The organism is Acidovorax sp. SUPP3334 (assembly GCF_030159055.1).
Lineage (GTDB): Bacteria > Pseudomonadota > Gammaproteobacteria > Burkholderiales > Burkholderiaceae_C > Paracidovorax.
The window spans coordinates 31012-56371 of record NZ_BQXQ01000034.1 but is presented as its reverse complement, the minus strand read 5'-3'; the positions used below and the strand labels follow the sequence as shown (position 1 = coordinate 56371).

The following is a 25360-nucleotide window of genomic DNA, read 5'->3' as shown; positions in this document are numbered from 1 at the left end:
CTTTATTTGCGTCTGCTCGCGCTGCTGGCCGAGCCGCCCATGGCGCTTGCCGCGAGGCCGCGAGAAGGAAAGCCTGGCTTACTCAGATTGGCTTGAAGCGGGTGGCGAATTTTGCAGGGCCGACTTTTTAGAGGGGGCTGGTTCCATCCATGGATCGGTAGCCGCTAACCCGCGTGGGAGGTCGGTGACGCTCCACGATTTGCACACAAACGCTCGATAGACGGTCAAGGTTGGGGGACCAGACTGCGCTGCAAATGCCGAAGGCCGAGCCCGTTGCGGGATGCCAAGGCAAGCCAAGCCAAGCCAACCCTCTGGAGCCCCTTCCGACATGAGCCAAGACAACGCCCAACTTCTGGCCGACGAAGCAAAGTACTGCTCGTTCGGCGATACCGTCCACTACGTCAATCCGCCCAAGATCTTCGACGGCTGCGACGGCAGCTACATGTACGACGGCGAAGGCACCCCGTACCTCGACCTGCAGATGTGGTACTCGGCCGTGAACTTCGGCTACAAGAACAAGCGGCTGGAAGAGGTCATGATCCGCCAGCTGCAGACGCTGCCTCAGGTCGCCAGCCAGTATCTGCACCCCACGAAGATCGAGCTGGCGAAGTTCATCGCGCAGGACGCCGAAGCCAAGTGGGGCAACGCGGGCCGCGTGCACTTCAACGTGGGCGGCGCGCAGGCCATCGAAGATTCGCTCAAGGTGGTGCGCAACGCCACCGGCGGCAAGAGCCTGATGTTCGCCTTCGAGGGCGGCTACCACGGCCGCACGCTGGGCGCCTCCAGCATCACATCGAGCTACCGCTACCGCCGCCGCTTCGGCCACTTCGGAGACCGTGCGCAGTTTTTGCCGTTCCCCTACCCCTTCCGCCGCCCCAAGGGCATGACGGCCGAGGAATACTCCGAATCGCTGGTCAAGGAGTTCGCGCGCAAGTTCGAAAACGAATACCACGCCGTGTGGGACCCCAAGACGCGCCAGTGCGAATACGCCGCCTTCTACATCGAGCCCATCCAGGGCACGGGCGGCTACGTGGTGCCCCCGGCCAATTTCTTCAAGGGCCTGAAAAAGGTGCTGGACGACCATGGCGTGCTGCTGGTGGTGGACGAGATCCAGATGGGCTTTTGGCGCACCGGCACGCTGTGGTCGGTGGAGAACTTCGGCGTGAAGCCCGACGTGCTGGTGTTCGCCAAGGCGCTGACCAACGGGCTCAACGCGCTGTCGGGCCTGTGGGCGCGCGAAGAACTGATCAACCCCACGATCTTCCCGCCGGGCTCGACGCACTCCACCTTCGCCTCCAACCCGCTGGGCACGGCGCTCGGCCTGGAAGTGATGAAGATGACGCACGAGATGGACTTCGGCGCCCAGGTGCGTACCAGCGGCGCGTACTTCCTGGACGGTTTGAAGGACCTGCAAAAGCGCCACAAGGAGATCGGCGACGTGGACGGCCTGGGCCTGGCGCTGCGCGCCGAGATCTGCACCGAAGACGGCTTCACGCCCAACCGGGCGCTGCTGGACAAGATGGTGGACATCGGCCTGGAGGGCAACCTCGAATACAAGGGCCAGAAGCGCGGCCTGGTGCTGGACGTGGGCGGCTACTACAAGAATGTGATCACGCTGGCGCCTTCGCTCATGATCACGCGCCCCGAGATCGACGAGGCCCTGGTGCTGCTGGAGCAGCTTCTCACGCGCGCCAAGCGCAGCTGATGCCCTGGCGCAACCAGCTCGAGCCGCAGGCGCTGGCCGGGCACTTCGCCGCGCACCCGCCGCAGGGCTTCGCGGTGCTTCAGGGCCTGCCGGTGCCGGCCTTCTCGGCGCCGCTGGACCTGCTGACAACGGCGGACGAGTCTCTCAAGGCGCGCGTGCGGGCCTTGCCGCTCTTTGCGCGCTGGTCCCGCTGGCTGCGGGTGCGAACGGGGTTCGTCGGCACCACGGTGACCGAATACGCCTTGCTGCCTGTCGCGGGCGCCACGCCCCAGGCCCTGGCGCAGGCCGTGCGGACCGGGCCGGGCCGGCGTTTTGCGCTGGCCATCATCAAGGATCTCCCGCAGCAGTCTCCGTTGCTGCCGGAGGCCGACAACGTTTATGCCCAGGCGGTGGCACAGGCCTGCGAGGCGCAGGGTTTCGTGCTGGTCGAAGGCCAGGCACTGGCGTATGTGCCCATCGACTTTTCCAGCATCGCCGAGTACCTGGCCCGCCTGTCCGCGAGCCGCCGCCAGAACCTGCGACGCAAGCTGCGCAGCCGCGATGGCCTCGTGGTGCGCCATGTGGCCACGGGCGAGGCGTTCGCGCAGGACGCGGTGGTGGATGCCTATTACGCGCTGTACGACGCCGTCTATGCGCAGAGCGAGGTGCACTTCGACCGGCTCACGCGCGGGTTTTTCGCGGCCGTGCTGCGCGATGCGTCCAGCGGCGGCATCGCCTTCGAGTACCGCCACGCCGGCACGGGCGAGCTGCTGGGCTGGAACCTGTGCTACGTGCACGGAGGCCGCCTGGTGGACAAGTACATCGGGCTGGCCTACCCGGCCGCCCGCGAGGCCAACCTGTATTTTGTGAGCTGGATGGAAAACCTCGAATACGCCCTGGCACAGGGGCTGACCCATTACGTCGCCGGCTGGACCGACCCGGAGGTCAAGCGCAGCCTGGGCGCCCGGTTCACCTTCACACGCCATGCGGTGTACGTGCGCCAGCCCGTGCTGCGGGCGCTGGCAAGGCGCTTTGCCGGCCGCTTCGAAAGCGATCGCCAATGGCGCGATCAGGCGGGTGCCGCATGAAAACGACCGCACTGCCGCCGGTCGTGCTCGATCTGGACGGCGCCGTGGGCCGCTTGCCGGACGAGTTGCGCATCGACCTCGGCAGCGACTGGCACGAGGCGCTGCGGTTCGGCTGCGGCCTGGGGCGCATGAACGACTTCCGCGCGCTGCTCGATGCGCAACTGCCCGCAGCGGCCGGCCATGGTCCCGTGTTCATGGGCAGCGGAGATTTCCACCACCTCAGCTGGCCGCTGATCGCGCGGTGCATCGCGGCACGCGGCTACACGGCCGCGCGGCCGCTGCGCGTGGTGGTGCTGGACAACCATCCGGACAACATGCGCTTTCCCTTCGGGGTGCACTGCGGTTCGTGGGTGCGCCGCGTGGCGATGCTGCCGCAGGTGTCGCACGTGCACGTGGTCGGCATCACGTCGGGCGACATCGGCCTGGGCCATGCGTGGGAAAACTACCTCGCGCCGCTGCGCGCCGGGCGGCTGACCTACTGGAGCGTGGGGGTCGATACGCACTGGGCGCGCTGGCTGGGCCTGGAGGCGCGGTTTCGCAGCCTGCCCAATGCCGATGCGCTGGCGGCCACGCTGTACCGCCTGCTGTCGGCGCACCGCCAGCCCACCTACCTCAGCATCGACAAGGACGTGTTCGATCCGTCCGTCGTGCGCACCAACTGGGACCAGGGCGTGCTGGGCGCCCACCATGGCGCCGCGGTGATCTCGGCACTGCGCGGGCAACTGGTGGGCAGCGACGTGACGGGCGAGGTCTCGGTGCACCGCTACCGCACGGCGTGGAAGCGCTGGCTGAGCGCGGGCGACGGCCAGCAGACGGAACTGGCCGACGAGGCCTTGCCGCAGTGGCAAGCCGTGCAGGCGGCGTTCAACCGCGTGCTGCTGGGGCAGCTGGACCGGGCGTTGGACTGATCGGTGGCTTGAGCGGCGGATTGCGCGGGCCGCAGGCGGCCCGTTCGAGCAGCCCGCAGATCTGGGCGAAGCCCGCGTCGTCCAGCCACGGGCTGTTGCCGATGGACAGCACCCGGGCCGCGAAACTGCGCGCATGGGGCAACTCCGCGCTCCGGTCTTCCACCGCCACCAGGTCTGCGTAGCGGGGATAGTCGGGCAGCACGTGCACGAACGGCAGGCTCACGCCCAGCCCAGCGCCCCACAGGGCGGCCAGCGCGGTTTCGCGAGCGGCGGCATCCGGCAGCAGCACCAGGAACGAAGGCCAGGTGCCCTCGGCCCCGTCCACGGCGGGGCTGTCGTCCAGCACCGTCAACCCGGGAATGCGGCGCAACCGGGCGAGCCGCGGCGCAGCCCGCGCCTGTCCCGCCGCGAGCCAATCCGGCAGCCGCGCCAGCGCGCGCACGCCCACCGACTGCCGCCAGCGGCCCACGCGGTGCAGCGGAATGCGCGCTGAAAAATCGTCTCCCGCCGCGCCCACGCGGTCGCCACGCGCCAGCGCGCGTCGCAGCGGCGCACCGTAGGCCCAGGGCAGGGCCGACGGGCGGTAGAGCGCTGCATAGGCCAGCAGTTCGGCGCAGCGGCGCAGTTCCCAGAACGCATGGCGCGGCACGTTGTTGCGGCTGGCGCGCGCGCAGGCGGCCCGCAGCAAAGGGTTGGCGGCAATGAGCGCACCGCCTTCGAAGAGGGTGAGGCCCTTGCCCACGGCCAGGCTGAAGAACGCGAGGTCGCTGCCGCTTCCCACGCTGGCGCCGGCCGTGCGGGCCCCCAGGGCCTGGGCCGCGTCTTCGATCACCCACGCGCCCGCCGCACGGGCCAGGGACCGCACGTTGCCGGTGTCCACCACGCGGCCTGCCAGATGGGTCGGCAGTACCGCCAGCGTCCGGTGCCCGCACAGGGGCGCGAGGTCGGGCAGGTCCAGGTCCAAAGAGTCGGGGGCCAGATCGCACAGCCGCAACCGCAGGCCGCAATGCGCCACGGCCAGCGCTACCAGCGGGCAGGTGTAAGCCGGCGCCACGACTTCGTCGCGTTCGGGGGCCAGGCTGCGCAGCGCGGTGAGGGCCACCATCAGGGCTGCGGTGCCTGAGCATTCGACCTGCACGGTGGGCACGGCGAGGAAGCGAGCGAGCGCACCGCCCAGGTCGGCATCGCCGCCGGGCAGCAGGTCCGCCATGCCCAGCGGCAGGCCCGCGGTGGGCGGGGCTTCACGCGCCATCGGGGTTGGGCGTGCCTGCGGAGCCGTTCGATGGCGCGGCCGCTTCAGGGTCGGCCTCGCTGCGCGCCAGGCAGGCGATGCCAGCGAGGATGAGGGCGGCTCCCGCCACCTGCGGCCAGCCGATGGGTTCAGCGAACAGGTAGGCCGACAGCGCCAGCACGGTGACGACTTCCAGGTGCGACGCGGCGAAGGCCGGCCCGATGGGCGCATGCTCCAGCAGCGTCATCCAGGTGAAGAACGCTCCCAGATAGCCCACGAAGGCGCCATAGATCCAAACGTGGCCGAACACCCGTGCGAGCCAGCCCACCGAAAACTCCAGCGGCAGCGCATGCTCGCCCGCGAGCTTGAAGCTGATCTGCGCCAGCGTGTCGAACGCCACCAGTGCGAAAAACCCGAGGGCATAAAAGCGCTTCATCCGTGCAGCCCCACCACCGCCACGCCGGCTGACACGAGCAGGATGCCCGCCACGCGCAGGCGCGAGAGTCTTTCGCGAAACAGCCACCGGCCCGCCACCATGACGGCGACGATGTTGATGGAGCCCAGCAGGACGCCGTCCGACAGCGGCACCAGGGACAGAAAGGCGAGCCACACCAGGAATTCGGCCACATAGCAGCCCACGCCGATCCACAGCCACGGCCGGCGCGCCATCCACGCCCACCGGGCCAGCCCGGTGCCGGCACGCTCATCGGCGGTGGCCGCGGCCTTGAAGGCCAGTTGCCCGCCGGTGTCCACCAGCATGTTCAATGCCCAGAGCCCGGCCACGAGGGGCGTGATGCCGCTGTCGGCCCCGGCAAGGCTCACGGCGCGGTCCCCCGGGCGATCTGCTCCGCGAAGGCGACGGTGCGTGCCACGACGGTGCGGCGCTCCCGGTCGATGGTGATCATGTGGTAGCTGTCGTCCAGCAATACGAGTTCCACCGGCGCATGCCGCACGCCTTGCACGATCGCCCGGGCATTGGCGGCCGAAGCGATGTCGTCGTTGCGCGCATGGAGCACCAGGCAGGGCGAACGTACTTTGCCCAGCCGGCTGCGCACGTGCGCCGCCAGGGCGCGCATTTCGATCACCGACCACCACGGGTTGCCCGGCAGGCCCGCAGCGGCGCTGTCGCCGGACTGCATCTGCGCCACCACGCGTTCGCGCAGCGCCGCATCCTTGATGCCGTAGGGCGGCTGCTCCATGAACACGCTGCGCCGCCCGATGCCCAGGGCGCGGAACAGCGGCAGCAGAAACGACAGCCGCGTGTACGCCGGCATGCTCCAGCCGTCATAGCGGAAGGTGGGCGACAGGGCCACCACGCCGGCGACCTGGCCGGGGCGGTCTTGGGCCAGCGCCAGCGCCAGCACGGCGCCCATCGACAGGCCGCACACCACCAGTCGGCCGCCCGTGGCCTGGGCCAGCCGGTCGGCGCCGCGCTGTACGCTGGCGTGCCAGTCCTGCCAGCGCGTGGCGACCAGGTCGTCCTGCGTGCCGCAGTGGCCGGCCAGCTGCACGGCCAGCACGGTGAAGCCGGCGCGGTGCAGCCCCTTGGCCAGCAGGCGCATTTCGTTGGGCGTGCCGGTCAGGCCGTGGATCAGCAGCACGCCGGTGGTCGCGTTCGTACCGTGCCCGCGCAGCAGGTATTCGTGGCGGGTGTCGGCGCTGCTGGCGCTGGCAACGGCCTCGCCGTGCGCCGTGGCGGATTCTCGGGGCATCACGGCGGCATTCATGCCGCCAACTCCATCGCCATCGGCTGTGGCAGCAGGGCCACGGCCTGTGAAAAATCGGTGAACGCCGCGTGGGCGATGCCGTGGTCCACGCAGTGCTTGATGAGCTTGTACTTGGCCAGCACGAAGTCCGCCTTGCCGGACACGCAGAAGTCCGAGGTGCTGTCGCCCACGTACAGCACGTGGCCATGCCGTTCGCGTTGTTCGGCCAGCCGCTCGCATTTGCAGTTGCCGCTGGCGCGCGCGCAGGCGGCGCTGGCCCATGGCGACTGCAGCTGCCAACTGCGCGGGCCGGTCTGCACCAGCCGGTTGGCGATCACCGGCAGGTCGCCCAGGCCATGGCGCTGCAGCACGGCATGGATGGCGTAGTCGATGCCGTCGCTCACGACCTGCACCGGCATGCCGCGCTCGCGTGCCGCGTGTACGAAGGCGCCGAAGTGCGGGTCCACGGCGATGGTGGCCAGATGGCTGTCGAGTTCGTCGCGGTCCATGTCGAGCAAGGCCACCTGGCCTTTCATGCATTCGCGCGAGCCGATCTCGCCGCGCTCCCAGGCGGCCTCCAGCGCTTCCCAGCCGTCGCGGCCGAAACGCTGCAGCAGCGAGTCGGTCACGTCTTCGGTGCTGATGGTGCCGTCGAAATCGCACTGCACCATCCATCCGGCGCCGAGGGCCGGCTGCCGGGTGTGGCGGGCGTCTATCAGGGGCAGGTATCCGTTGGCGTCATTCATGGAAGCTCACTCTCACGTTCTGTCCGACGCGGGCCGTGGGCGCCTGGTCGAACTCCAACAGACATTCGACGATCCGTACGGGGCCGCGCTGCAGGTCGTCCTGCAGCCTTCCGGTGCCCAGGACGGGACTCACGCGCACCACGTGCGCCGGGGGCAGCGATGTGGAGACGGTGTCGCCATCGGTCGTGACCGAGGCGCGCTGGCCCACATGGACCTGGGCCGCATAGCTTTCGTTGAGCTCGGCCCGCACGACCAGCGTTCTGCGCGGCAGCAGCGTGACGGCGGCGCCGCCGTTGGATGCCAGCGGTGCACGCTGGCCGGCCTGGGTGCCCACGCGGACCACGGTGCCGTCTTCCGGCGCATGCAGTTCGAGGCGAGACCGCTGGCCCTGCACCTGGGCCAGCCGGCTGCGGGCCACGTCGGCCTCGGCTTGGGAGATGGCGAGTTCGGACTCGGCATCGCGAACGGCCTGCTGGGCTTCCTCGGCGCGCTGAGGCTCCGCAGCACCGGCCGCCACGGCTTCGGCCAAGCGCGCTGCGGTGCGCCGCAGGGCCGGCAGGCGCTGTGCGCGCGCCTGGTGGCGGGCCTGCGCCAGGCGCAGTTCGGATTCCGCCACCGCCGCCTCGGCGCCCGTGGCCTCGCCGGCCAGGCGCAGCAACAGCTGGCCGCGCCGCACTTCCTGCCCTTCCTGCACGGCCACGGTCTGCACCATGCCTTCCTGTGCCGGCGAAAGTTCCAGCAGCCCGCCCGGCACTTCGATCTTGCCCCGGGCGACGGCCACCTGGGCCGCGCTGGCGCGCTCGGCCGCAGCCGCGGCGGGCAGGGGCAAGGGCTTTTCGTTGCAGGCCGAAAGCATCAAAGCCGCGGCGAGCGTCGCCAGAGGGACGAGCCAGGTGGAAGGCGTGAAGGGAGTGCGCATCATGAGGTCGTCGTGGTCGGGGGCGCGTCGGGCTGGCGCCAGTCGCTGCGGATGGCGCCGTCCTCCATGCCCAGCACCCGGTCGGCATGGCGCACCAGCCGGGGGTCGTGGCTCACGCACAGCACGGTGGTGCCGTGCACGTGGGCGATGCGGTGCAGGATGTTGATCACGCGCTGGCCGCTGTCGGCATCCAGCGCACTGGTGGGTTCGTCGGCAAAGAGAAGCTGGGGTTCCTTGGCGATGGCCCGCGCGATGGCAACGCGCTGCTTCTCGCCGCCCGACAGCTGTGCGGGGCGCATGTTCGCCCGGTGCGACAGGTCCACTTCGTCCAGGGCGCGGCGGGCGCGTTGCTCGCTCTCGCGGTCGCTCATGCCAAGATAGCCCAGCGGCAATTGCACCTGCTCCAGCGCCGTCAGCGCCGGAAACAGGTTGAATCCCTGGAAGACGAAGCCCGTGTGGTGCAGCCGAAAGCGCTCCAGGGCCCGAACGCTCAGAGCGCCCAGGTTTTCGCCCAGCGCGATCGCGTGGCCTGCATCGGCCTGCTGCAGGCCGGACAGCAGCGATAGCAGCGTGCTCTTGCCGCAGCCCGACGGGCCGGAAATGAGCGTGAGTTCGGCCGGGTACACGGCCAGCGTGAGGCCTTCGATCACCTGCACCCGCACCACGCCCGACACGAAGGATTTGTGCACCTGCACGGCCTGCAGGTTGGGCGTGAGGCCATGGGCCGCAGCGGTGGCGGCAGGGGTCGCAGCAGCGTTCTTCATCGCAAAAGCAGGGCCGGGTCGGCCCGCAGCAAGCCGCGGATGGCGAAAAAGCCCGAGAACAGCGCCACGATGCCCACCAGCACGGCGCAGGCGGCGGCCACCCGGGGCGTCATGGCGACCGGCACGCCATAGGCAGCGGCCAGCCCCAGCAGCGCGGCGCTGGTGGCCCCGGCGAGCAGCAGGCCCAGCCCTCCGATCCAGCAGGCCTGCTCCACCACGAGCCGGCCCAAGGCGCCTCGGCTGGCGCCCAGGGCGTTGAGCACCGCGTATTCGCGCGCCGTGCCGGCCACCACGCCCATGAGCGATTGGCTGGTGACCACGGTGCCCACGAGGCAGACCACGATCACCATGAACAGCACGGCCACGCCGGCACCCGTGTCGAACATCCAGTAAAGCTGCGAGCGCCGGGCGAACTGCCTGGCCGACCATACCTCGAACGGGCCGAAGCCGGGGCCGCCTTGCGACAGGCGCGCCTGGGCGGCAGAAGCGTCTGCCGGGCTGCGGGTGCGCGCCACCACATAGGTCGCGCCCGATGCCGCGTCGTTGCCCGCGATCTCGCGCGCGGTGTCCAGCGAGGCCAGTACGTTCACGCCGCCCAGGCCGCGAATCCCGTCCACCGCGGCCACCACGCGCACTGGCCGGCTGTTGATCCAGGCGGTCTGGCCGACCTGCACGCCCAGGGTGTCCAGATCGGCGCGGTCCACGATCACCGCACCCGGCTCGCGCAGCGATTCACGCTGCCACGGCGCGATCAGGCGCGCGAAAAGCATGCCGTCCGGCGCGCTGCGGATGCCCGAGACGTAAACCGACACGCCGCCCGCGCCGGCCTCGGCGCTGCGCCAGTCGCCATCCACCCAGAGGTAGGACTCGGCAGCGGTGACGGCAGGGTCCATGCGGACCCTGCTTTCCACGTCGCGGCCGATGGCGCGGCCGAAGTTCACGCTCTGCGTGCCGGGGTAGCCGGCCCAGAGGTCGGCCGTGGAAGCCCGCACGTACACGGCCGCGCTGCCGAAGATGCCCAGCACCAGCGCGGCCTGCACCATCAGCAGCAGGCCGGAAAAGCCCACGGCGAACACGGCCGGCACGAACCGCCGCCACTCGTAGACCAGCGTCTTGCGTGCCAATGGAATCATGGCGCGCTCCCTGCGGCCGTTGCCAGGGTGGCGGCGGATGCGCCTGCCGCCATCGTGTCCGCCGCCGGAGGTAGCGGGGCGCCGCCCAGTGCCTTGTAAAGCGCCACGAAGGCCAGAGCGCGTGCATCCTGCGCCGTCCCGCGCTCGGCAGCGGCCTGCAGCGCGGCGCGCTGCTGCGGCAGACCGTCGTACTCGCTGGCCAGTCCCAGGCGGCGCTGCGTCTGCCCGGTGGCGATGCGCTCCTGCAGCAGGCCCGATGCCTGGGCGAGCGCATCGGCACGCGCCTGATGGGCGGCAAGGGCCGACAGGGCGCCTTCGGCTTCGGCCACGCCGTTGTTCACCGCGCGCTGGTAGCCGATGAGGGCCGCATTCAGCGTTTCCTGCCGGGCATCGACCTGCAGCTGCCGGCGGCCCCAGTCGAACAGCGGAATGTCGATGACCGGGCCGAGCGCGGGCGCGTTCTCGCTGCGCGTGCGGAAGTGTTGGGTGATGTTGTATGAATAAAGCAGCGAGCCCATGAGCGCGATGCGTGGGTACATCTCGGAGCGTGCCAGCCCCAGCGCCGCAGCAGCCTTGTGGACCTCGGCTTCGGCGGCGTGCACATCGGGCCGCGTGCGCAGCAGGTCGGCTGGCAACTCAGCCAGCGCGAAGGGGGGCAGCTTCGGCCCGTTGCCGCGTTGTGGCGCGCTCCAGGCCGGGTCGGGCGAAGAACGGCCCAGCAGCACGGCCAGGGCCTGGGCGGCGCGGGCGCCCGCTTCGCGCGGAGTGGATTGCGTTGCACGGGTTTGTGCGGCCCGCACGCGGGCTTGCGTGATCTCGTCGGCCGGGCCCAGCCGCGTGCGCAGGCGCACCTCGGCCAGGCTGGCGCTGCGGTCGTCCAGCGCCGCCATGTCGGCCAGCCACTGAACTTGCCGGCGGGACGCCTGAAGATCGAGGTAGTTGCGCACCACATCGGCCACCACGGCCACGCGGATGCCCTGCGCATCGGCGCTGGCCGAGTCCAGCTCGGCTTCGCCGGCGCGCCGGGTGCTTTCGGCAGCACCGAACAGGCCCAGCTCCCACACCATGTCGATGCTGGCGTGAAAGTACGTGTCGGTGGCGGAAATGTCCTGCAGCGAGCGGGCGCTGGCGCTGAGCGATGGCCGGAACTGCAGGGCCGCGCGCCCCGATTGCAGCCGCGCCTCGCGCAGCCGGCTGGCCGCCTGCGCCAGATCGAGGTTGCGGGCCAATGCCTCATCCACCAGGGCATCGAGCGCCGGATCGCCGAAGGCCTTCCACCAAGACCGCAGGTCGGCGGGCGCAGCACCGGCCGGCACCGGCTGGGTCCAGGTGGCAGGCACCGGCGCCACGCCCTGCAGCGAGGGGGCGTCGGCGCCCCCCAGCCCTGCGCACCCCGCCATCAGAAACGACAGGGCAGCGCATGGCAGGAGGCGGGTGGAGCGGTTCACGCGGACGGGCAAGGCAAGGGAGAGGGGGGAGGGCGGGAAGAAAAGGCCGTCAGGGGGCCCGATGCAGGCATTGGGCGCGCCAAAATTCGCGCGGCCGTGAATACCGTGTGGAGAAAACGTGGAGACGAATGCGGCCCTTCGCCGCTGGCGGCGCATGGATAATTGCCCCGCGATGCGCCGCCCTGGCCCCTTCGGGACCTTCGGCCGTTGCCTTTGCCCCTGCTGCCATGAACAGTCCCGCTCCCTTGCCCGGTCCGCTTGTCCTCGTGGTCGAGGACGAGCCCGCAATCGCCAGCATTCTCACGGCCTATCTTCAGCGCGATGGCCTGCGTGCGCAGCAGGCCGGCAACGGGCTCGATGCCCTGCGGCTGTTTCGGCAATTGCGGCCCGACATGGTGCTGCTGGACATTCACCTGCCAGGCATGGACGGCCTGGATGTGCTGCGGGCCATCCGCGAAGACGGCCAGACCCCGGTCATCATGGTCACGGCCCTGGCGGACGACATCGACAAGCTGCTCGGCCTGCGGCTGGGCGCCGACGACTATGTCGTGAAGCCGTTCAGCCCTCCGGAAGTGGTCGCCCGCGTGCGCGCCGTGCTGCGCCGCACACGGTCGCAGGAGGCACCCACGGCCACGCCGATCCGCGTCGGCCGGATCGAGATCGACCAGCAGGCGCACGCCGCGCTGGCCTACGGCGAGGACGGCCGTGCGGTGCCGCTGCCGCTCACGTTGACCGAGTTCCGGCTGCTGGCCTGCCTGGCGGCGCAGCCCAAGCGCTGCTTCTCGCGCGGCCACCTGATCGAAAACTGCCTGCCCGAGAGCGATGCGCTCGACCGGGTGATCGACTCCCACCTGTCCAAGCTGCGCCGCAAGCTGCAGCAGGCCGGGCAGGGGGAATTGATCGAGACGGTGCGGGGCATCGGCTACCGGCTCTGGCCCGGTGAATCCCACGAAGGCTGAGCCCTGCGCCGCGCCATGCAAGGCTCCATCCTCGATCGCATCTGGGTCCGCTTCGGGCTGTACATCGCCGGGACGCTGCTCGCCACCATGGGCCTGCTGGCGGCCAGCGTGGCGGTGTTTTCCGAAATCCAGTACCGCGACTTCTACCGCAGCCTGCCGGCCAGCGTGCAGCAGGAGCTGGACGAACTCAACGACAACGACCAGGAGGACAGCCCGAAGGCCATGGCGATCTATGGGCAGTACTGGCGCGGCGACCTGCTGTTCGGCGAGAAGTGGTCGCTGGTCGTCGGGCTGGTGGTGTGCCTGCCCTTCGGGCTGGCGGTGGGGTTCTGGGTGTCGCGCCTGGTGACGCAGCCCGTCGCTTCCATGGCCGAAGCGGCCACGCGCGTGGCCATGGGCGACTTCACCGTGCGCGCCCGTCCGGGGCGCTACAAGGGCGAGATGGCCGAGATGGTGGGCCACTTCAACCAGATGACCGACGCGCTGGAGGACATGGCGCGCGAGCGCCGCGCCACGGCCGCCTCCATCTCGCACGAGTTGCGCACGCCCCTGACCGTGCTGCGCGCCCGCCTGCACGCGATCTGCGACGGCGTCATCGAGGCCGATGCGGCCGAGTCCCGCGCCTTGCTCGAACAGGTCGAATACCTGGGGCGGCTGGTGGGCGATCTGCACACCCTCTCCATGGCCGAGGCGGGCCAGCTTTCGCTCAAGATGGGGCCGCAGGATCTGGCCGAACTGGTACGCGAGGCGCTGGCCAGCCATGCCAGCCGCATCGCCGAACACGGCGTGGTGCTCGATCTGCAGGTGCCGTCCACGCCACGCGCGGCCATGGTCAACGCCGATCCCGACCGCCTGCGCCAGGTGCTGTTCAACCTGGTCGAAAACGCACTGCGGCATGCGGGCGACGGTGGCTGGCTCGGCGTGGTGGTCGAGGCGACTTCGGCGGGCGTGGTGCTCCAGGTGAGCGACGCGGGCGCTGGCCTGTCGTCTGAAATGCTGGCGCGGCCCTTCCGCCGCTTTCCGCATGCGCCGGGACACGGTGGGGAGGGCTCGGGGCTGGGGCTGTCCATCGTCCATGCGCTGGTGGCCCGCCAGGGCGGCACGGTGGACGTGGAGAACCGGCCCGAGGGCGGCTCCCGATTCACCGTGCGGTTTCCGCCCTCAACGGCTTAGCACGCACGGGCAGGGCTGGATTGCGCCGTCGGGCAGGCCGCCGGGCCGTGTCAGATTGCCAAGAATCTGTCCTACGGCCCGCGTTGCCAACCGCCCACAAAACCCGCTGCAGGCCCTTCCTAGGATCGGTGCTCGTTGCAAAAGGCCGGCGAATACCGCCGGGCTGCCACATCCCTTATTGACCCGATCTGTCTGCACGCACCATGAATGCTTTCTTGAAGACCTGTTCCGCCGTCGCCTGCACCGCCGTGCTGCTCACCGCCTGTGGCGGGGGCAATGACGATGATCCAACCCCGAGCGACCAGCCGGGCGTGCTCACGGTGAGCAACGCCACCGTTTCGGGCCTGAACGGCGTGTATGGCGACGGCACCATCAACCTGACCGACGTGGAAAAGAAGAATCCCGTGGGCTCCTCGCCCGAAGTCTGCAGCTTCCGCTTCGACGGCGCCAAGAAGGTCGGCGCGAGCGACCAGGCCTCCGGCGACGTGCGCTACCAGCCCAATGCCGGCAACCTGTACGTGGCCTTCCTCACGTTCTCGCAACGCGAATTCAGCGCTCCCGACTGGAGCGACACCACCGTATCGCGCGACTCCGACCGGGTGCGCATTCTCAACAAGACGCTCACCGCGACCGACGGCTCGGGCGACCGCATCACCGTCTCGGGCATCGTGCCGATGCGCGGCAGCCGGCCTTCGGGCTGCTGACCCCGGGGCTGACCCAGCAACCCCCTCGCCCCAAGTTTTTGGGGTTTACCCTGTCCACCTTCGCGGGTGGGCAGGGTTTTTTCATGGGCCGGTGCGATGGGAGAATGGCGCCCATGACCGCTGCCCAATCCCCCGACATCCTCACGATCACCCGCCCGGACGACTGGCACCTGCACGTGCGCGATGGCGAAGCGCTGCTCACCGTCGTGCCGCACACCGCGGCCCAGTTCGGGCGGGCCGTCATCATGCCCAACCTGCGCCCGCCCGTGACCACCGCGGACCTGGCCACCGCCTACCAGGCGCGCATCCAGGCGGCCGTGCCGCCAGGCGCCAGCTTCGAGCCGCTGATGACGCTGTACCTCACCGACAACCTGGCGCCCGAGGAAATCGTGCGCGCCAAGGAAGCGGGCGTGGTCGCGCTCAAGCTCTACCCCGCAGGCGCCACCACCAACAGCGATGCAGGCGTGACCGACCTGCGCAAGACCTACAAGACGCTGGAGGCCATGCAGAAAGCCGGCCTTTTGTTGCTGGTGCACGGCGAAGTGACCAGTAGCGACATCGACCTGTTCGACCGCGAGGCCGCGTTCATCGAGCAGCAGCTCATCCCGCTGCGCCGCGACTTCCCGGAGCTGAAGATCGTCTTCGAGCACATCACCACCAAAGACGCCGCGCAGTACGTGCAGCAGGCCGATCGCTTCACCGCAGCCACCATCACGGCGCACCATTTGCTCTACAACCGCAACGCGATCTTCACCGGCGGCATCCGTCCCCACTACTACTGCCTGCCCGTGCTCAAACGCGAGACGCACCGTGTGGCGCTGGTCGAGGCCGCCACCAGCGGCAGCGACAAGTTCTTTCTGGGCACCGACAGCGCACCGCACCCCGCGCACCTGAAAGAGCACGCGAGCGGCTGCGCCGGCTGCTACACCGCGCATGCGGCCATCGAGATGTATGCCGAGGCGTTCGACAACGCGGGCGCGCTGGACCAGCTGGAAGGCTTCGCCAGCTTCCATGGACCCGCCTTCTACGGCCTGCCGCGCAACCAGGGCACCATCACCCTGCGCCGCGAATCCTGGACGCCCCCGGACAGCTTCGCGTTCGGCGAAGCCGTACTCAAGCCGCTGCGGTCGGGCGAGGCGCTGCCGTGGCGGGTGGTGGGGTGACCGCCACCGCGTACCCGGTGTGCTCGTCCGCCTTGGCGGCCGTGCTGCGGTATTTCCTGCGAGGCCACGCATGACCGCCTTTTTCATCGACGCCGACAACCTGTGCGCGCCCGCCTGGGTGGAGGAAGCCTTTCGCACCTTGGAGCAGCATGAGGGCAGCGTGTCCCTGCGCCGCGCGTACGGCAGCGCCGACAAGCTCAAGGGGCTCGGGGAGGTGCTGCGCACCCGCATGATCCGGCCCTACATGAACCTGTCGCTGACCAAGAACACGACGGACGTGGCCCTGGCGGTCGATGTGATGGAGCTGTCCTATGCGCCATCGTGCCCGTCCACCATCGCGATCGGGTCGGGCGATGCCGACTTCGTGCCTCTGGTGCTGCGATTGCGCGAGCGCGGGTTCCGGGTGGTGTGCCTGTCCGACCGGGGCAAGATGGCGCCCGAGGCCGTCAATGCCTACGACCAAGTGTTCCTGGTCGGGCAGGAGACCGAGCCGGTGACCGAGGCCCCCACCGCCATGGCGGTGGCTGCACCGCCAGCCCCCCAAGCCCCAGCAGCCAAGAAAACGCCCGCGCGTAAAACCACCCCCCGCAAGGCCGCTGCGCCCAAGGCGGCGGAGCAGGCGGCCCCAGCCAAGAAGGCGCCTGCCAAAAAAGCCGCTGCCAAGAAAGCGACTTCTGCCACGGCGACCAAAGCAACGGGTGGGACCGCGGCTGGCCGCAATGCTGCGGGCTCAAGCGCTGGCAAGTCCGTCAGCGTCCGGCAAATCCTGGACCACGCCCCAGCCCTGAAGGCCGGGCAGTGGCAGCCGCTGGGCGCCATCGTGAAGCTGCTGCACGACGCCAAGCTGCTGGGCAAGAACACGGCATCGACCAAGCTGTTCAAGAAATTCCCCGACCAGTTCGAGCTGAGTCCCCAGACGCAGCCCAACGCGGTCCGCTACCTGTCTGAGGGCCGCTGAATCCGTGGACCCTGGCGCGTTCGGCGCGGCAGCGCCCTGGCTGCAGCCATTCGAAGGACTGGGCCCCGAGGTCCGGGCCGCATGGCAGGGCGGAACGCCCCTGCCGGACGCCCTGAACCGCATGCCCGGAGCTGCCGTGCGGTTCGTGCCGCATTCGGCGTTGCCGGCAGACGTCGCCTACGAGCAATTCATCTTCGACACCGGCACCGTTCCCACGCGCGACAACCTGCACGACTGCTTCAACGGCCTGGTCTGGTTGCGCTATCCGCAGGCCAAGCGCCGGCTCAATGCCTTGCAGGCCCTGGCCATCGCTGACACCGGGGTGGGGGCGGTGCGCGGGCCGCTGCGCGATGCGATCACGCTGTTCGATGAAAACGGCGCCATGCTGTTCGCCCCCGCGCCGCTGCGGGAGGCGCTCGCGGCGCGGGACTGGCGGCGGCTGTTCGTGGATCTGCGGCCCTTGTGGCAGCAGGCGCAGCTGGTGCTGTTCGGCCACGCGCTGCTGGAAAAACTCGAATCGCCACGAAAACCGATCACGGCGCATGTCTATCAAGCGCAGCATGCTATTGATTCGGTAGCAGATGTGGATGCATGGCTGGCGGGTGCGCTCGATCCGTCGCACCTGGCGACCAAGCCCTTCCTGCCGCTGCCGGTGCTGGGAGTGCCCGGCTGGTGGCCCGAGAACGAGAACTTTTGCTTCTATGATGACTCCCTCGTATTCCGCAGCGCGCGCCCCGCATAAGAATCCACACCAGGGCCATCGCACCGCTGCGAACACGGCTTGAACGCCTGCGCATCACCCCCACTTTCCGGTTTGTGACAGCGCGTTCCAGCCGCTGGTCACACCCCCCGTATCCCTTCGTGGAGAACCCTTCGATGAAACGAATCGCGCTTTTCTTGTTGACCAACGTCGCCGTCGTGGTGGTGCTGGGCATCGTCGCCAGCCTGCTCGGCGTCAACCGCTTCCTCACCGCCAATGGCCTGAACCTGGGGGCGCTGCTGGGCTTTGCCTTCATCATGGGGTTCGGCGGCGCCATCATCTCGCTGCTGATCAGCAAGCCCGTCGCCAAGTGGAGCGCGGGCGTGCAGATCATCGACGGCACCGGCTCCGCCGATGAAGCCTGGATCGTCGAGACCGTGCGCAAGTTCGCCGACAAGGCCGGCATCGGCATGCCCGAGGTCGGCATTTTCCCCGGCGACCCCAACGCGTTCGCCACCGGCGCCTTCAAGAACAACGCGCTGGTGGCCGTGTCCACCGGGCTGCTGCAGGGCATGACGCGTGAAGAGGTCGAGGCCGTGATCGGCCATGAGGTGGCCCACATCGCCAACGGCGACATGGTCACCATGACGCTGATCCAGGGCGTGATGAACACCTTCGTGGTGTTCCTGTCCCGCGTGATCGGCTATGCGGTGGACAGCTTCCTGCGCAAGAACGACGAGAACAGCTCGGGCCCCGGCATCGGTTATTACGTGACCACCATCGTGCTGGACATCGCCCTGGGATTCCTGGCCTCGATCATCGTGGCCTGGTTCAGCCGCCAGCGCGAGTTCCGCGCCGACGCCGGTGCCGCGCAGCTGATGGGCCGCAAGCAGCCCATGATCGACGCCCTGGCGCGCCTGGGCGGTGCCCACCCTGCCGAACTGCCCAAGAACATGGCGGCCCTGGGCATTGCCGGCGGCATCGGCAAGCTGTTCAGCACCCACCCGCCCATCGAAGAGCGCATCGCCGCGCTGCAGTCGAAGGCCTGAGTCCGCGGGTTCGGCTGCAGCCCTCGGGGCTGCCGGCCGCTGCCAATGCCATGAAAAGCCGCTGGAGCGATCCGGCGGCTTTTTTTTTGCCGTTGTATCAAGTTGTCAGATTCGACGCCGATACTGGGAAACAAACTCCACGCGCGTCGGCGGCCACTGGCTGCCCGCTGGTGGCTTCGCTCTCACCGGTAACTGCCATGACCTTTCAAAATGCCCGCCTTTCCCTGCGCCTTGCCCTGGCTTTCGGGGTCATCTGCCTGGTCATGTCGCTGGCCGCTGCGGTGGGCATCTGGCGCCTGATGGAGTTGCAGGACATCGCGGACGGCCTGGGCGGCCCCTCGGCGGAGCGCGCGCTGCTGGCTCGGGAACTGCATGCGATCGTCGTCCTGAGCTCGGCACGCGCCGAAACGTTGCTTGAAATCGACAATCCCGCCTATGCCGCGCGCATCGATGCCGACCGCAAGGCGACGTCCGCCCGCTCCACCGAAGTGCGCAAGCGACTGGAAGAACTGGCGGTGGACAGCGAGTCCAAACGCATCTTCGAGGCCATCGACGCGGCGGGCAACGCCTTTCGCGGCGCGCGCGACGATCTGGTGAAGCGGCGCAAAGCCGGCGAGACGCTGCCGCCCGATGCCGTCGGCAAGCAACTGCGTCCGGCGGCCGACCGGTACGCCGCGGCGGTGAACGACATGGCCGACTACCAGCGCAAGCAGGTGGAGGAAGACCGCGCCGCTGCGGCCGCCAGCGAGCGCCAGGGCATCGTGCTGCTGGTGAGCGGGTCGGTGCTGGGGCTGCTGCTGGCGCTGGTGTGCGCCGTGGCGCTGTCGCGCTCCATCCTCAAGCCGCTGTCGCATGCGTCCACGGTGGCCGACCGCATCGCCGAGGGCGATCTGACCTCCGCCGTGCCGCCCGTCGAGCCCGGCAACCGCGACGAAGTGCGTGCCATGCTGGCGAGGCTCGATGGCATGCAGGCGCGCCTGGCGGGGCTGGTGATCGGCATGCGGCAGGCCAGCACGTCGGTCGCCGGGGCCAGCGCCGAGATCGCGGCCGGCAATTCGGACCTCTCCGCCCGCACCGAGCAGACCGCCTCCAACCTGGAGGAGATCGCCGCCAGCATGGAAGAACTGCTGTCCACCGTGCGCCACAGCGCCGATGCGGCCCAGCAGGCCACGCACCTGGCGGTTTCGGCCAGCGAAGTGGCGCGCAAGGGGCGCGATGCGGTGGAGCGCGTCGTGGGCACCATGGACGGCATCGCCCAGTCCTCGCGCCGCATTGCCGACATCACCAGCGTGATCGACGGCATCGCGTTCCAGACCAACATCCTGGCGCTGAATGCCGCAGTGGAAGCGGCCCGCGCCGGCGAGCAGGGCCGGGGCTTCGCGGTGGTGGCGAGCGAAGTGCGGAGCCTGGCACAGCGCTCGGCGACTGCGGCCAAGGAAATCGGCGGGCTCATCGGCGACAGCGTGCGCCAAGTGGGAGAGGGCTCCCAACTGGTGCATGCGGCAGGCGGCACGATGGGCGAAATCGTCGATTCGGTCCAGCAGGTGGCCACGATCATCGGCGAGATCAGCACCGCCACGCGCGAGCAAAGCACGGGCCTGGGCCAGGTCGGCGAAGCCGTGAACCAGCTCGATCAGATGACGCAGCAAAACGCCGCGCTGGTGGAAGAATCGTCCGCGGCCGCGCAGGGGCTGCGGGTGCAGGCCGAACAACTGGCCCAACTGGTGGAAGCCTTCCGCCTGCCCGCGGGCACGTCGCTCACGGTGCGTTGACCGCAGGCGCCGGGCAGGCAGGGCCGCTGCGGCGGCGGCGACTGGCTGCATCGCTGCCTGCCTGCGGCGCATGCCGGGGTCTGGCCTGCAGGTCTGCTGTCCTGCGAGGAGATCAGGGCCACCCGGTTGATGGGGTGCTTGCCCTCGTGTCAATCGGGTGCAGGCGCTTTACCGGGCGTTTACCGCCAGGCGTCAACATGCCCCCGGGCCACGGGCGTTGAGCACGCATCTTTCACTCTTCCCGGATGGGTGCCCATGCCTTCCGTTTCGCGTCCTTCTTCTTGTCTTTCACCCAGGCCCGCCGTCGGCGGCCTGCTGGCTGCCCTGGCGGCAGCCGCTTCCCTGTCGGGCTGCGTGGTGGCTCCGCCGCCCCGCCACGTGGTGGTGGAGCCCCGCGCCGTCGTCGTGGAGCCGCCACCGCCGGCCCGTGCCGTTCTGGTGGAGCCCGCGCCCACCGTGATCGTCGCGCCCACCGCGCCGCCCGCGCCGTATGCCGAGACCCTCACCGTCGCGCCTTCTTCGGCGCATGTGTGGGTGGCCGGTTTCTGGGAATGGGGCGGCGGGCGCTACGTCTGGCGGCCCGGCCACTGGACCACGCCGCCACGCCCGGGCGTGGTGTGGATTCCGCACCATTGGGAGGCAGGCCCCGGCGGCTGGCACTTCCGCCCCGGGCGCTGGGCGGTGCGCTGACCGCGGTGGCGATGCTGGCTGGCCGGTGCCTCGACGGGGCACGCACTGGCGCGCAGCGGCCGAATCGGGCCGATCAGCCGAGCAGCGCGCGCGCCACGGCTTCGCCGACCTTGATGCCGTCCACCCCGGCCGAGAGAATCCCGCCCGCGTAGCTCGCGCCTTCGCCAGCGGGGTACAGGCCGGCGGTGTTCAGGCTCTGATAGGCCTCGTTGCGCCCGATCTTGAGGGGCGACGAGGTGCGCGTTTCCACCCCCGTCAGCACCGCATCGTGCATGTCGAAACCCTTGATCTTCTTGCCGAAGGCCGGCAGCGCCTCGCGCAGCGCCTGGGTGGCGTAGCCGGGCAGGGCGGCGTCCAGGTCGGTCAGCGTGACGCCGGGCTTGTAGGAGGGCTCCACGGTGCCCAGCGCCTGCGATGCGCGGCGTGCGAGAAAGTCGCCCACCAGTTGCGCGGGGGCGTTGTAGTTGCTGCCGCCCAGCACGTAGGCGTTCGACTCCAGCTGGCGCTGCAGCACGATCCCCGACAGCGGGTGGGGCGTGCCGCCGCTCGCCAGGGCCTGCACCCCGTAGGTGCCGCCCAGTGCGGCGTCGAACGCGGCCGGGTCGTGCGGATAGTCGTGCGGGTCGATGGCGACCACCATGCCGGCATTGGCGTTGCGCTCGTTGCGCGAATACTGGCTCATGCCGTTGGTGACCACGCGGTTCGGCTCGCTGGTGGCGGCCACCACGGTGCCGCCCGGGCACATGCAGAAGCTGTACACCGCGCGGCCGTTGCCGGCGTGGTGCACCAGCTTGTAGTCGGCCGCGCCCAGCAGCGGGTGGCCGGCGTGCCGTCCCCAGCGTGCGCGGTCGATGAGCCCTTGCGGGTGCTCGATGCGAAAGCCCACCGAGAACGGCTTGGCCTCCATGTGCACTCCGCGCTCGTACAGCATGGCGAAGGTGTCGCGCGAGCTGTGGCCCAGCGCCATCACCACATGGTCGGCCCGCAGCGCATGGGACTGGCCCGTGGCCTGGTCCAGCACCTGCAGGCCGCGCAGGTGGCGCTGGCCGGCCGCGTCCCGCTCGATCACCACGTCGGTCACGCGCTGCTGAAAGCGCACCTCGCCGCCCAGCGCGATGATCTGCTCGCGCAGCGTTTCCACCACTTTCACGAGCTTGAACGTGCCGATGTGCGGGTGCGCCACCGAGAGGATCTCGGGCGGCGCGCCGGCCTGCACGAACTCCTCCATGACCTTGCGGCCCAGGTGGCGCGGGTCCTTGATCTGGCTGTAGAGCTTGCCGTCGCTGAACGTGCCGGCGCCGCCTTCGCCGAACTGCACGTTCGACTCGGCCTGCAGTTCGCGCCGCCGCCAAAGGCCCCAGGTGTCCTGCGTGCGCTCGCGCACCGCGCGGCCGCGCTCCAGCACGATGGGCTTGAACCCCATCTGCGCCAGCACCAGCGCCGCGAAGATGCCGCAGGGCCCGAAACCCACCACCACGGGCCGGTGCGCCAGCCCCGCTGGCGCCTGGCCCACCGGCCGCCAGGCCATGTCGGGCGTCGGCTGGATGTGGGGATGGCCGGCATGGCCCGCCAGCAGCGCGGCCTCCTGCGCCGGGTCGGCCAGGGTGATGTCGATGATGTACACCGCCAGCAACTCGGCCTTGCGCGCATCGAAGCTGCGCTTGAAGACGTGGACGTGGGCGATGCCCTCGGGCGGCACGGCGAGAATGCGGGCGGCCGCTGCATGCAGCGCGGGCTCGGGGGTTTCGGCTGCGCCGAGCGGCAGCTTGATTTCTGACAGGCGGATCATGGCTTGCGGGCCCGTGTCGATCGGGCGAAGGGCAATGTCGTGGGGACCGGGATGATAAGGGAGGCCTGCGACGCCGGGCAGGCAGGGCGCAGGCGCCCTGGGCAGGCTGTCGAGATGGTTGCTATTAAAAGAATAGCAATACCCCCTAGTTTTGATTGCGCTGGAGGCCTTTTTGGCTGGTATCCCTGGACGCCGGGCCAGCATGGCTCCGAGGTGCATGGGTTCGGAGCGGGCCGGTCGCCGCAGGTCTGCCGATGGCCGGATCCGGCACCCTTCGGAAAGCCCGTCTTTTGGCTTTCGCCAAAGCCGCTTTACCGGCGACCGGGACGCCGGCCGGCGGTCAATGCACGGGCCGGCCGAGCCGCTGGCTGGCCTTGGAGATCGCGTAATTCACGAGGCAGTAAAGCGCGGCGACCACCAGATAGACAGGCACCAGGGAGTGGTAGTTGGCGATGAGCACCTTGGCGTTCTGCATGAGTTCGCCATAGGTGACGACGTAGCCGAACGTGGTGTCCTTGACCACGATGACCAGTTGCGCGACCAGTGCCGGAACGATGTAGCGAAGGGCCTGGGGAAAGACGACGACGGAAAAGACCTGGGCTTCGGTCAGCCCCAGGCTTCGGGCCGCATCGGTCTGGCCGCGGGGAACGGCGAGCACGCCCGCGCGGTACACCTCGGCCACCACGGCGGCGGTGCTGAGGCCGATGGGCAGGGTCAACATCCAGTACGTGCTCAGCTTGATCCCGGCCGACGGAAGCACCAGAAAACACACGTAGATGAGCAGCAGCGTCGGCGTGCCGCGCAGGAACTCGATGACCGCGATGCTCGGCCAGCGCACCAGGCGCGAGCGCGCCAGGCGCCCCACCAGCAGCACCAGCCCGAAAACCAGCGCGATGAGGGCAGCCATCGCCGCCGAAGCCAGCGTGCCGAGCAGCCCTTTGGCCAGGAAGGTCCAGGTCGTGGGCCAGGCGAAGAAGTTCCAGAACCGGGCATCGAGCTGCCCTGCTAAGTGGAACCGGAACACGACCGCTGCCGCCAGCACGAGCAGCAGGGCCGCTGCCGCCACGCTCACCACCCGCGTCACGGCCCGGGCCCGGGGGCTGGGCGCACCGAACAGGATCTCTTCCAGGGGACGGCTCATCGCAGGATCCGCACCTTCTTTTCCAAGGCGGCGCCTGCCCAGGCGATGAGCAGTCCGGTCGCCACGTACATCGCGGCGGCCACCGCGAATGCGGCCATGCCGGCGGCGGAGTCGGTGGCGATCTTCGATACGAGCGTGGTGAGTTCCCGGCCCGGAAACGGCACCTGCGACGCCAGCGAGGTGGACAGCATCAGCGCGATCAGCAGCGAGGTCATCGGCTGCACCACCGCACGCAGCGCCTGCGGCAGGATCACCGCCGTGATGACGCGCATCGGCCCCATGCCCAGGCTGAGCGCCGCCTCCGCCTGGCCGCCGGCGACGGTGTTGATGCCGGTGCGCAGGTAGTCCGCCGTGAAGGCGGAGCACACCAGCGTCAGCGTCAGGATGACGGCGGGCTCATAGTCGATCAGGACATTGAGATCGGGCAGCGCGAACACGATGAAGATCAGCAGCGCGACGCTGGGAATGTTGCGGAACACCTCGACGTACACGGTCAGGCCCAAGCGCAGCGGCGGCAGCGGCAGGAGCCGAAGCACCGTCACGACCATCCCCAGAAGGAAGCCGGGCACGAACGACAGGACCGTGAGCTTCCAGGTCAGAAAAAGGGCCTGCCCGAAGGCAGGCCCATGGTCGGCCAGCAGCCTGGAAACCTCGCCCATCGTCGATCAGGGCAGGGCGGGCGGCGTCGGCACGGCGGTGCTGCCGGTGCGCTGGCCGATGGAGACGGTCCAGAGCTTGGCCCAGGTGCCGTCGGCTTCGATCTTCTTCAGGAAGGCATTGATGAAGGCCACGCCGTCCGAGCCCTTGGGCAGGCCGATGCCGTAGGGGTCCTGCGCACCGAAGGGCGCGCCCGCCAGCTTCGCGTCGCCGGTGCCCAGGCTCAGGGCGTTGAGCAGCAGCGTGTGGTCGGTCACGTAGGCATCCACGCGTCCCTGGCGCAGCGAGTCGAGGGCTTCCTGGTGCGTCTGGAACTCCTGCACGGTCGCCTTGGGCGCGAATTGCGCCAAGATTGCCGGCCCCGTGGAGCCCGCCTGCGTGGCGGTCTTCTTGCCCGCCAGATCGTCGTGCGACTGGATCGCCTTGTTGTTGGCCTTGACCAGCACCCCGGCCTGCGAGGTGTAGTAAGGCCCTGCAAACGAGATCTTCTCGGCGCGCGCAGGGGTGATGGAGTAGGTGGCGAGCACCATGTCCACCTGATCGTTCAGGAGCACCTGCTCGCGCGTGGACGAATTCACCTGCGTGAACTGCACCTTGGCCGCATCGCCCAGGATGTAGCGCGTCAGAAGCTGGGCCACGCCTGCGTCGAAGCCGCGCATCTTGCCGTCTTTCTCGTTGAGCAGCGAGAACAGATTCGAGGTCTGCGTGCCGCCCAGGCGCAGCGTGCCGGCCTGCTTGATCTTGCTGGCCCAGGTGCTCGACGCGATGGTCGCCGCATCGGCGACGGGGCCTTGCGCCACCAGGGCGTCGAACGCCGCTGCATTGATGGGCGTGCCCTGTGCGAAAAGCGAACCGCTGGTGACGATTGCCAGTGCCACCACGGTGGATTTCAGAAGGGATTTGATCGGCATGCGGTCCTCTTGAATGGTGTGTTGCATCCGTCGATGTATAGCACGGTTGGAAGGCGCGACCGGGCTG

The 25360-nt window shown here is 69.4% G+C and carries 25 protein-coding genes; 12 read left to right on the top strand and 13 right to left on the bottom strand.

All coding sequences use genetic code 11. The features are described 5' to 3' along the window. Positions 1-328 precede the first annotated feature (328 nt). From AVHM3334_RS18115 to AVHM3334_RS18105, 3 genes are read left to right on the top strand one after another with little or no spacing between them, the layout of a single operon-like run. Complete coding sequence (locus tag AVHM3334_RS18115) at positions 329-1705, top strand: aspartate aminotransferase family protein (RefSeq protein ID WP_284414612.1); 1377 nt, start codon at positions 329-331, stop codon at positions 1703-1705. Further along, positions 1705-2772, top strand: coding sequence for a GNAT family N-acetyltransferase (locus AVHM3334_RS18110; RefSeq protein WP_284414610.1), 1068 nt, complete (start codon positions 1705-1707; stop codon positions 2770-2772). The genes AVHM3334_RS18115 and AVHM3334_RS18110 overlap by 1 nt, the downstream gene beginning before the upstream one ends. Continuing rightward, entirely contained in the window at positions 2769-3680 is a 912-nt protein-coding gene (locus tag AVHM3334_RS18105; protein ID WP_284414607.1) for an arginase family protein, read from the top strand. The genes AVHM3334_RS18110 and AVHM3334_RS18105 overlap by 4 nt, the downstream gene beginning before the upstream one ends. Here the strand turns inward: AVHM3334_RS18105 and AVHM3334_RS18100 are convergent. From AVHM3334_RS18100 to AVHM3334_RS18060, 9 genes are all read right to left on the bottom strand, one after another. Beyond that, a complete protein-coding gene (locus AVHM3334_RS18100; protein ID WP_284414605.1) occupies positions 3637-4932 on the bottom strand; it encodes a DegT/DnrJ/EryC1/StrS family aminotransferase in 1296 nt (431 codons plus the stop codon). The two genes, AVHM3334_RS18105 and AVHM3334_RS18100, sit on opposite strands and share 44 nt — an antisense overlap. Beyond that, a complete protein-coding gene (locus tag AVHM3334_RS18095; protein WP_284414603.1) occupies positions 4922-5347 on the bottom strand; it encodes a DMT family transporter in 426 nt (141 codons plus the stop codon). Before AVHM3334_RS18095 ends, AVHM3334_RS18100 begins: the two co-directional genes overlap by 11 nt. Beyond that, a complete protein-coding gene (locus AVHM3334_RS18090; RefSeq protein ID WP_284414621.1) occupies positions 5344-5670 on the bottom strand; it encodes an EamA family transporter in 327 nt (108 codons plus the stop codon). The genes AVHM3334_RS18095 and AVHM3334_RS18090 overlap by 4 nt, the downstream gene beginning before the upstream one ends. Positions 5671-5729: 59 nt before the next feature. Further along, the gene (locus tag AVHM3334_RS18085) at positions 5730-6623 is read right to left on the bottom strand and encodes an alpha/beta hydrolase (protein ID WP_284414619.1); all 894 of its coding nucleotides are present in this window, start codon (positions 6621-6623) and stop codon (positions 5730-5732) included. 11 nt (positions 6624-6634) lie between these two features. Further along, on the bottom strand, positions 6635-7288 hold the full coding sequence (locus tag AVHM3334_RS18080) for an MtnX-like HAD-IB family phosphatase (RefSeq protein WP_284414617.1): 654 nt from the start codon (positions 7286-7288) through the stop codon (positions 6635-6637). A gap of 67 nt (positions 7289-7355) precedes the next feature. Beyond that, positions 7356-8285, bottom strand: a complete 930-nt coding sequence (locus AVHM3334_RS18075) for an efflux RND transporter periplasmic adaptor subunit (protein ID WP_284414601.1) — start codon at positions 8283-8285, stop codon at positions 7356-7358. Then, complete coding sequence (locus tag AVHM3334_RS18070; RefSeq protein WP_284414599.1) at positions 8282-9046, bottom strand: ABC transporter ATP-binding protein; 765 nt, start codon at positions 9044-9046, stop codon at positions 8282-8284. The genes AVHM3334_RS18075 and AVHM3334_RS18070 overlap by 4 nt, the downstream gene beginning before the upstream one ends. Continuing rightward, positions 9043-10179, bottom strand: a complete 1137-nt coding sequence (locus AVHM3334_RS18065; protein ID WP_284414597.1) for an ABC transporter permease — start codon at positions 10177-10179, stop codon at positions 9043-9045. The genes AVHM3334_RS18070 and AVHM3334_RS18065 overlap by 4 nt, the downstream gene beginning before the upstream one ends. After that, positions 10176-11627 carry an efflux transporter outer membrane subunit gene (locus tag AVHM3334_RS18060; RefSeq protein WP_284414595.1) on the bottom strand — a complete coding sequence of 484 codons (1452 nt, stop codon included), beginning with the start codon at positions 11625-11627 and terminating at the stop codon, positions 10176-10178. Before AVHM3334_RS18060 ends, AVHM3334_RS18065 begins: the two co-directional genes overlap by 4 nt. A gap of 227 nt (positions 11628-11854) precedes the next feature. On the opposite strand from AVHM3334_RS18060, the gene AVHM3334_RS18055 reads away from it, so the two are divergent. The 9 genes from AVHM3334_RS18055 (at position 11855) to AVHM3334_RS18015 (ending at position 20795) form a co-directional block, all read left to right on the top strand. Next, positions 11855-12586: a response regulator gene (locus AVHM3334_RS18055; RefSeq protein ID WP_284414593.1), complete on the top strand. Its 732-nt coding sequence runs from the start codon at positions 11855-11857 to the stop codon at positions 12584-12586. A gap of 15 nt (positions 12587-12601) precedes the next feature. Then, the gene (locus tag AVHM3334_RS18050) at positions 12602-13759 is read left to right on the top strand and encodes a sensor histidine kinase (RefSeq protein ID WP_284414591.1); all 1158 of its coding nucleotides are present in this window, start codon (positions 12602-12604) and stop codon (positions 13757-13759) included. Positions 13760-13962: 203 nt separating this feature from the next. Continuing rightward, the gene (locus AVHM3334_RS18045) at positions 13963-14463 is read left to right on the top strand and encodes a hypothetical protein (RefSeq protein ID WP_284414590.1); all 501 of its coding nucleotides are present in this window, start codon (positions 13963-13965) and stop codon (positions 14461-14463) included. A 113-nt stretch (positions 14464-14576) separates the two neighbouring features. Next, positions 14577-15626: a dihydroorotase gene (pyrC, locus tag AVHM3334_RS18040; protein ID WP_284414588.1), complete on the top strand. Its 1050-nt coding sequence runs from the start codon at positions 14577-14579 to the stop codon at positions 15624-15626. Positions 15627-15696: 70 nt separating this feature from the next. Next, complete coding sequence (locus tag AVHM3334_RS18035; RefSeq protein ID WP_284414586.1) at positions 15697-16584, top strand: NYN domain-containing protein; 888 nt, start codon at positions 15697-15699, stop codon at positions 16582-16584. 4 nt (positions 16585-16588) lie between these two features. Next, entirely contained in the window at positions 16589-17326 is a 738-nt protein-coding gene (locus tag AVHM3334_RS18030; RefSeq protein ID WP_502869935.1) for a DUF3025 domain-containing protein, read from the top strand. Between the two features lie 134 nt (positions 17327-17460). Continuing rightward, positions 17461-18333 carry a protease HtpX gene (gene htpX, locus AVHM3334_RS18025; RefSeq protein ID WP_284414584.1) on the top strand — a complete coding sequence of 291 codons (873 nt, stop codon included), beginning with the start codon at positions 17461-17463 and terminating at the stop codon, positions 18331-18333. Positions 18334-18530: 197 nt separating this feature from the next. Then, positions 18531-20105: a methyl-accepting chemotaxis protein gene (locus AVHM3334_RS18020; RefSeq protein ID WP_284414582.1), complete on the top strand. Its 1575-nt coding sequence runs from the start codon at positions 18531-18533 to the stop codon at positions 20103-20105. 255 nt (positions 20106-20360) lie between these two features. After that, positions 20361-20795 carry a YXWGXW repeat-containing protein gene (locus tag AVHM3334_RS18015; protein ID WP_284414580.1) on the top strand — a complete coding sequence of 145 codons (435 nt, stop codon included), beginning with the start codon at positions 20361-20363 and terminating at the stop codon, positions 20793-20795. A gap of 73 nt (positions 20796-20868) precedes the next feature. On the opposite strand, the gene AVHM3334_RS18010 is transcribed toward AVHM3334_RS18015, so the two are convergent. From AVHM3334_RS18010 to AVHM3334_RS17995, 4 genes are all read right to left on the bottom strand, one after another. Continuing rightward, positions 20869-22584 carry an NAD(P)/FAD-dependent oxidoreductase gene (locus AVHM3334_RS18010; RefSeq protein WP_284414578.1) on the bottom strand — a complete coding sequence of 572 codons (1716 nt, stop codon included), beginning with the start codon at positions 22582-22584 and terminating at the stop codon, positions 20869-20871. A gap of 340 nt (positions 22585-22924) precedes the next feature. Next, the gene (locus tag AVHM3334_RS18005; protein WP_284414576.1) at positions 22925-23725 is read right to left on the bottom strand and encodes an amino acid ABC transporter permease; all 801 of its coding nucleotides are present in this window, start codon (positions 23723-23725) and stop codon (positions 22925-22927) included. Beyond that, positions 23722-24384, bottom strand: coding sequence for an ABC transporter permease subunit (locus AVHM3334_RS18000; RefSeq protein ID WP_284414574.1), 663 nt, complete (start codon positions 24382-24384; stop codon positions 23722-23724). The genes AVHM3334_RS18005 and AVHM3334_RS18000 overlap by 4 nt, the downstream gene beginning before the upstream one ends. Before the next feature lie 6 nt (positions 24385-24390). Further along, a complete protein-coding gene (locus AVHM3334_RS17995) occupies positions 24391-25293 on the bottom strand; it encodes a glutamate ABC transporter substrate-binding protein (protein ID WP_284414572.1) in 903 nt (300 codons plus the stop codon). Positions 25294-25360 lie beyond the last annotated feature (67 nt).

Coding starts and splice junctions, on each gene's coding strand:
- AVHM3334_RS18100 (WP_284414605.1), bottom strand. CDS start 4,932: ATGGCGCGTGAAGCCCCGCCCACCGCGGGCCTGCCGCTGGGCATGGCG.
- AVHM3334_RS18000 (WP_284414574.1), bottom strand. CDS start 24,384: ATGGGCGAGGTTTCCAGGCTGCTGGCCGACCATGGGCCTGCCTTCGGG.
- AVHM3334_RS18115 (WP_284414612.1), top strand. CDS start 329: ATGAGCCAAGACAACGCCCAACTTCTGGCCGACGAAGCAAAGTACTGC.
- AVHM3334_RS18080 (WP_284414617.1), bottom strand. CDS start 7,288: ATGGTGCAGTGCGATTTCGACGGCACCATCAGCACCGAAGACGTGACC.
- AVHM3334_RS18085 (WP_284414619.1), bottom strand. CDS start 6,623: ATGCCCCGAGAATCCGCCACGGCGCACGGCGAGGCCGTTGCCAGCGCC.
- AVHM3334_RS18095 (WP_284414603.1), bottom strand. CDS start 5,347: ATGAAGCGCTTTTATGCCCTCGGGTTTTTCGCACTGGTGGCGTTCGAC.
- AVHM3334_RS18045 (WP_284414590.1), top strand. CDS start 13,963: ATGAATGCTTTCTTGAAGACCTGTTCCGCCGTCGCCTGCACCGCCGTG.
- AVHM3334_RS18065 (WP_284414597.1), bottom strand. CDS start 10,179: ATGATTCCATTGGCACGCAAGACGCTGGTCTACGAGTGGCGGCGGTTC.
- pyrC (WP_284414588.1), top strand. CDS start 14,577: ATGACCGCTGCCCAATCCCCCGACATCCTCACGATCACCCGCCCGGAC.
- AVHM3334_RS18110 (WP_284414610.1), top strand. CDS start 1,705: ATGCCCTGGCGCAACCAGCTCGAGCCGCAGGCGCTGGCCGGGCACTTC.
- AVHM3334_RS17995 (WP_284414572.1), bottom strand. CDS start 25,293: ATGCCGATCAAATCCCTTCTGAAATCCACCGTGGTGGCACTGGCAATC.
- AVHM3334_RS18105 (WP_284414607.1), top strand. CDS start 2,769: ATGAAAACGACCGCACTGCCGCCGGTCGTGCTCGATCTGGACGGCGCC.
- AVHM3334_RS18050 (WP_284414591.1), top strand. CDS start 12,602: ATGCAAGGCTCCATCCTCGATCGCATCTGGGTCCGCTTCGGGCTGTAC.
- AVHM3334_RS18015 (WP_284414580.1), top strand. CDS start 20,361: ATGCCTTCCGTTTCGCGTCCTTCTTCTTGTCTTTCACCCAGGCCCGCC.
- AVHM3334_RS18090 (WP_284414621.1), bottom strand. CDS start 5,670: ATGCTGGTGGACACCGGCGGGCAACTGGCCTTCAAGGCCGCGGCCACC.
- AVHM3334_RS18055 (WP_284414593.1), top strand. CDS start 11,855: ATGAACAGTCCCGCTCCCTTGCCCGGTCCGCTTGTCCTCGTGGTCGAG.
- htpX (WP_284414584.1), top strand. CDS start 17,461: ATGAAACGAATCGCGCTTTTCTTGTTGACCAACGTCGCCGTCGTGGTG.
- AVHM3334_RS18005 (WP_284414576.1), bottom strand. CDS start 23,725: ATGAGCCGTCCCCTGGAAGAGATCCTGTTCGGTGCGCCCAGCCCCCGG.
- AVHM3334_RS18020 (WP_284414582.1), top strand. CDS start 18,531: ATGACCTTTCAAAATGCCCGCCTTTCCCTGCGCCTTGCCCTGGCTTTC.
- AVHM3334_RS18075 (WP_284414601.1), bottom strand. CDS start 8,285: ATGATGCGCACTCCCTTCACGCCTTCCACCTGGCTCGTCCCTCTGGCG.
- AVHM3334_RS18010 (WP_284414578.1), bottom strand. CDS start 22,584: ATGATCCGCCTGTCAGAAATCAAGCTGCCGCTCGGCGCAGCCGAAACC.
- AVHM3334_RS18070 (WP_284414599.1), bottom strand. CDS start 9,046: ATGAAGAACGCTGCTGCGACCCCTGCCGCCACCGCTGCGGCCCATGGC.
- AVHM3334_RS18035 (WP_284414586.1), top strand. CDS start 15,697: ATGACCGCCTTTTTCATCGACGCCGACAACCTGTGCGCGCCCGCCTGG.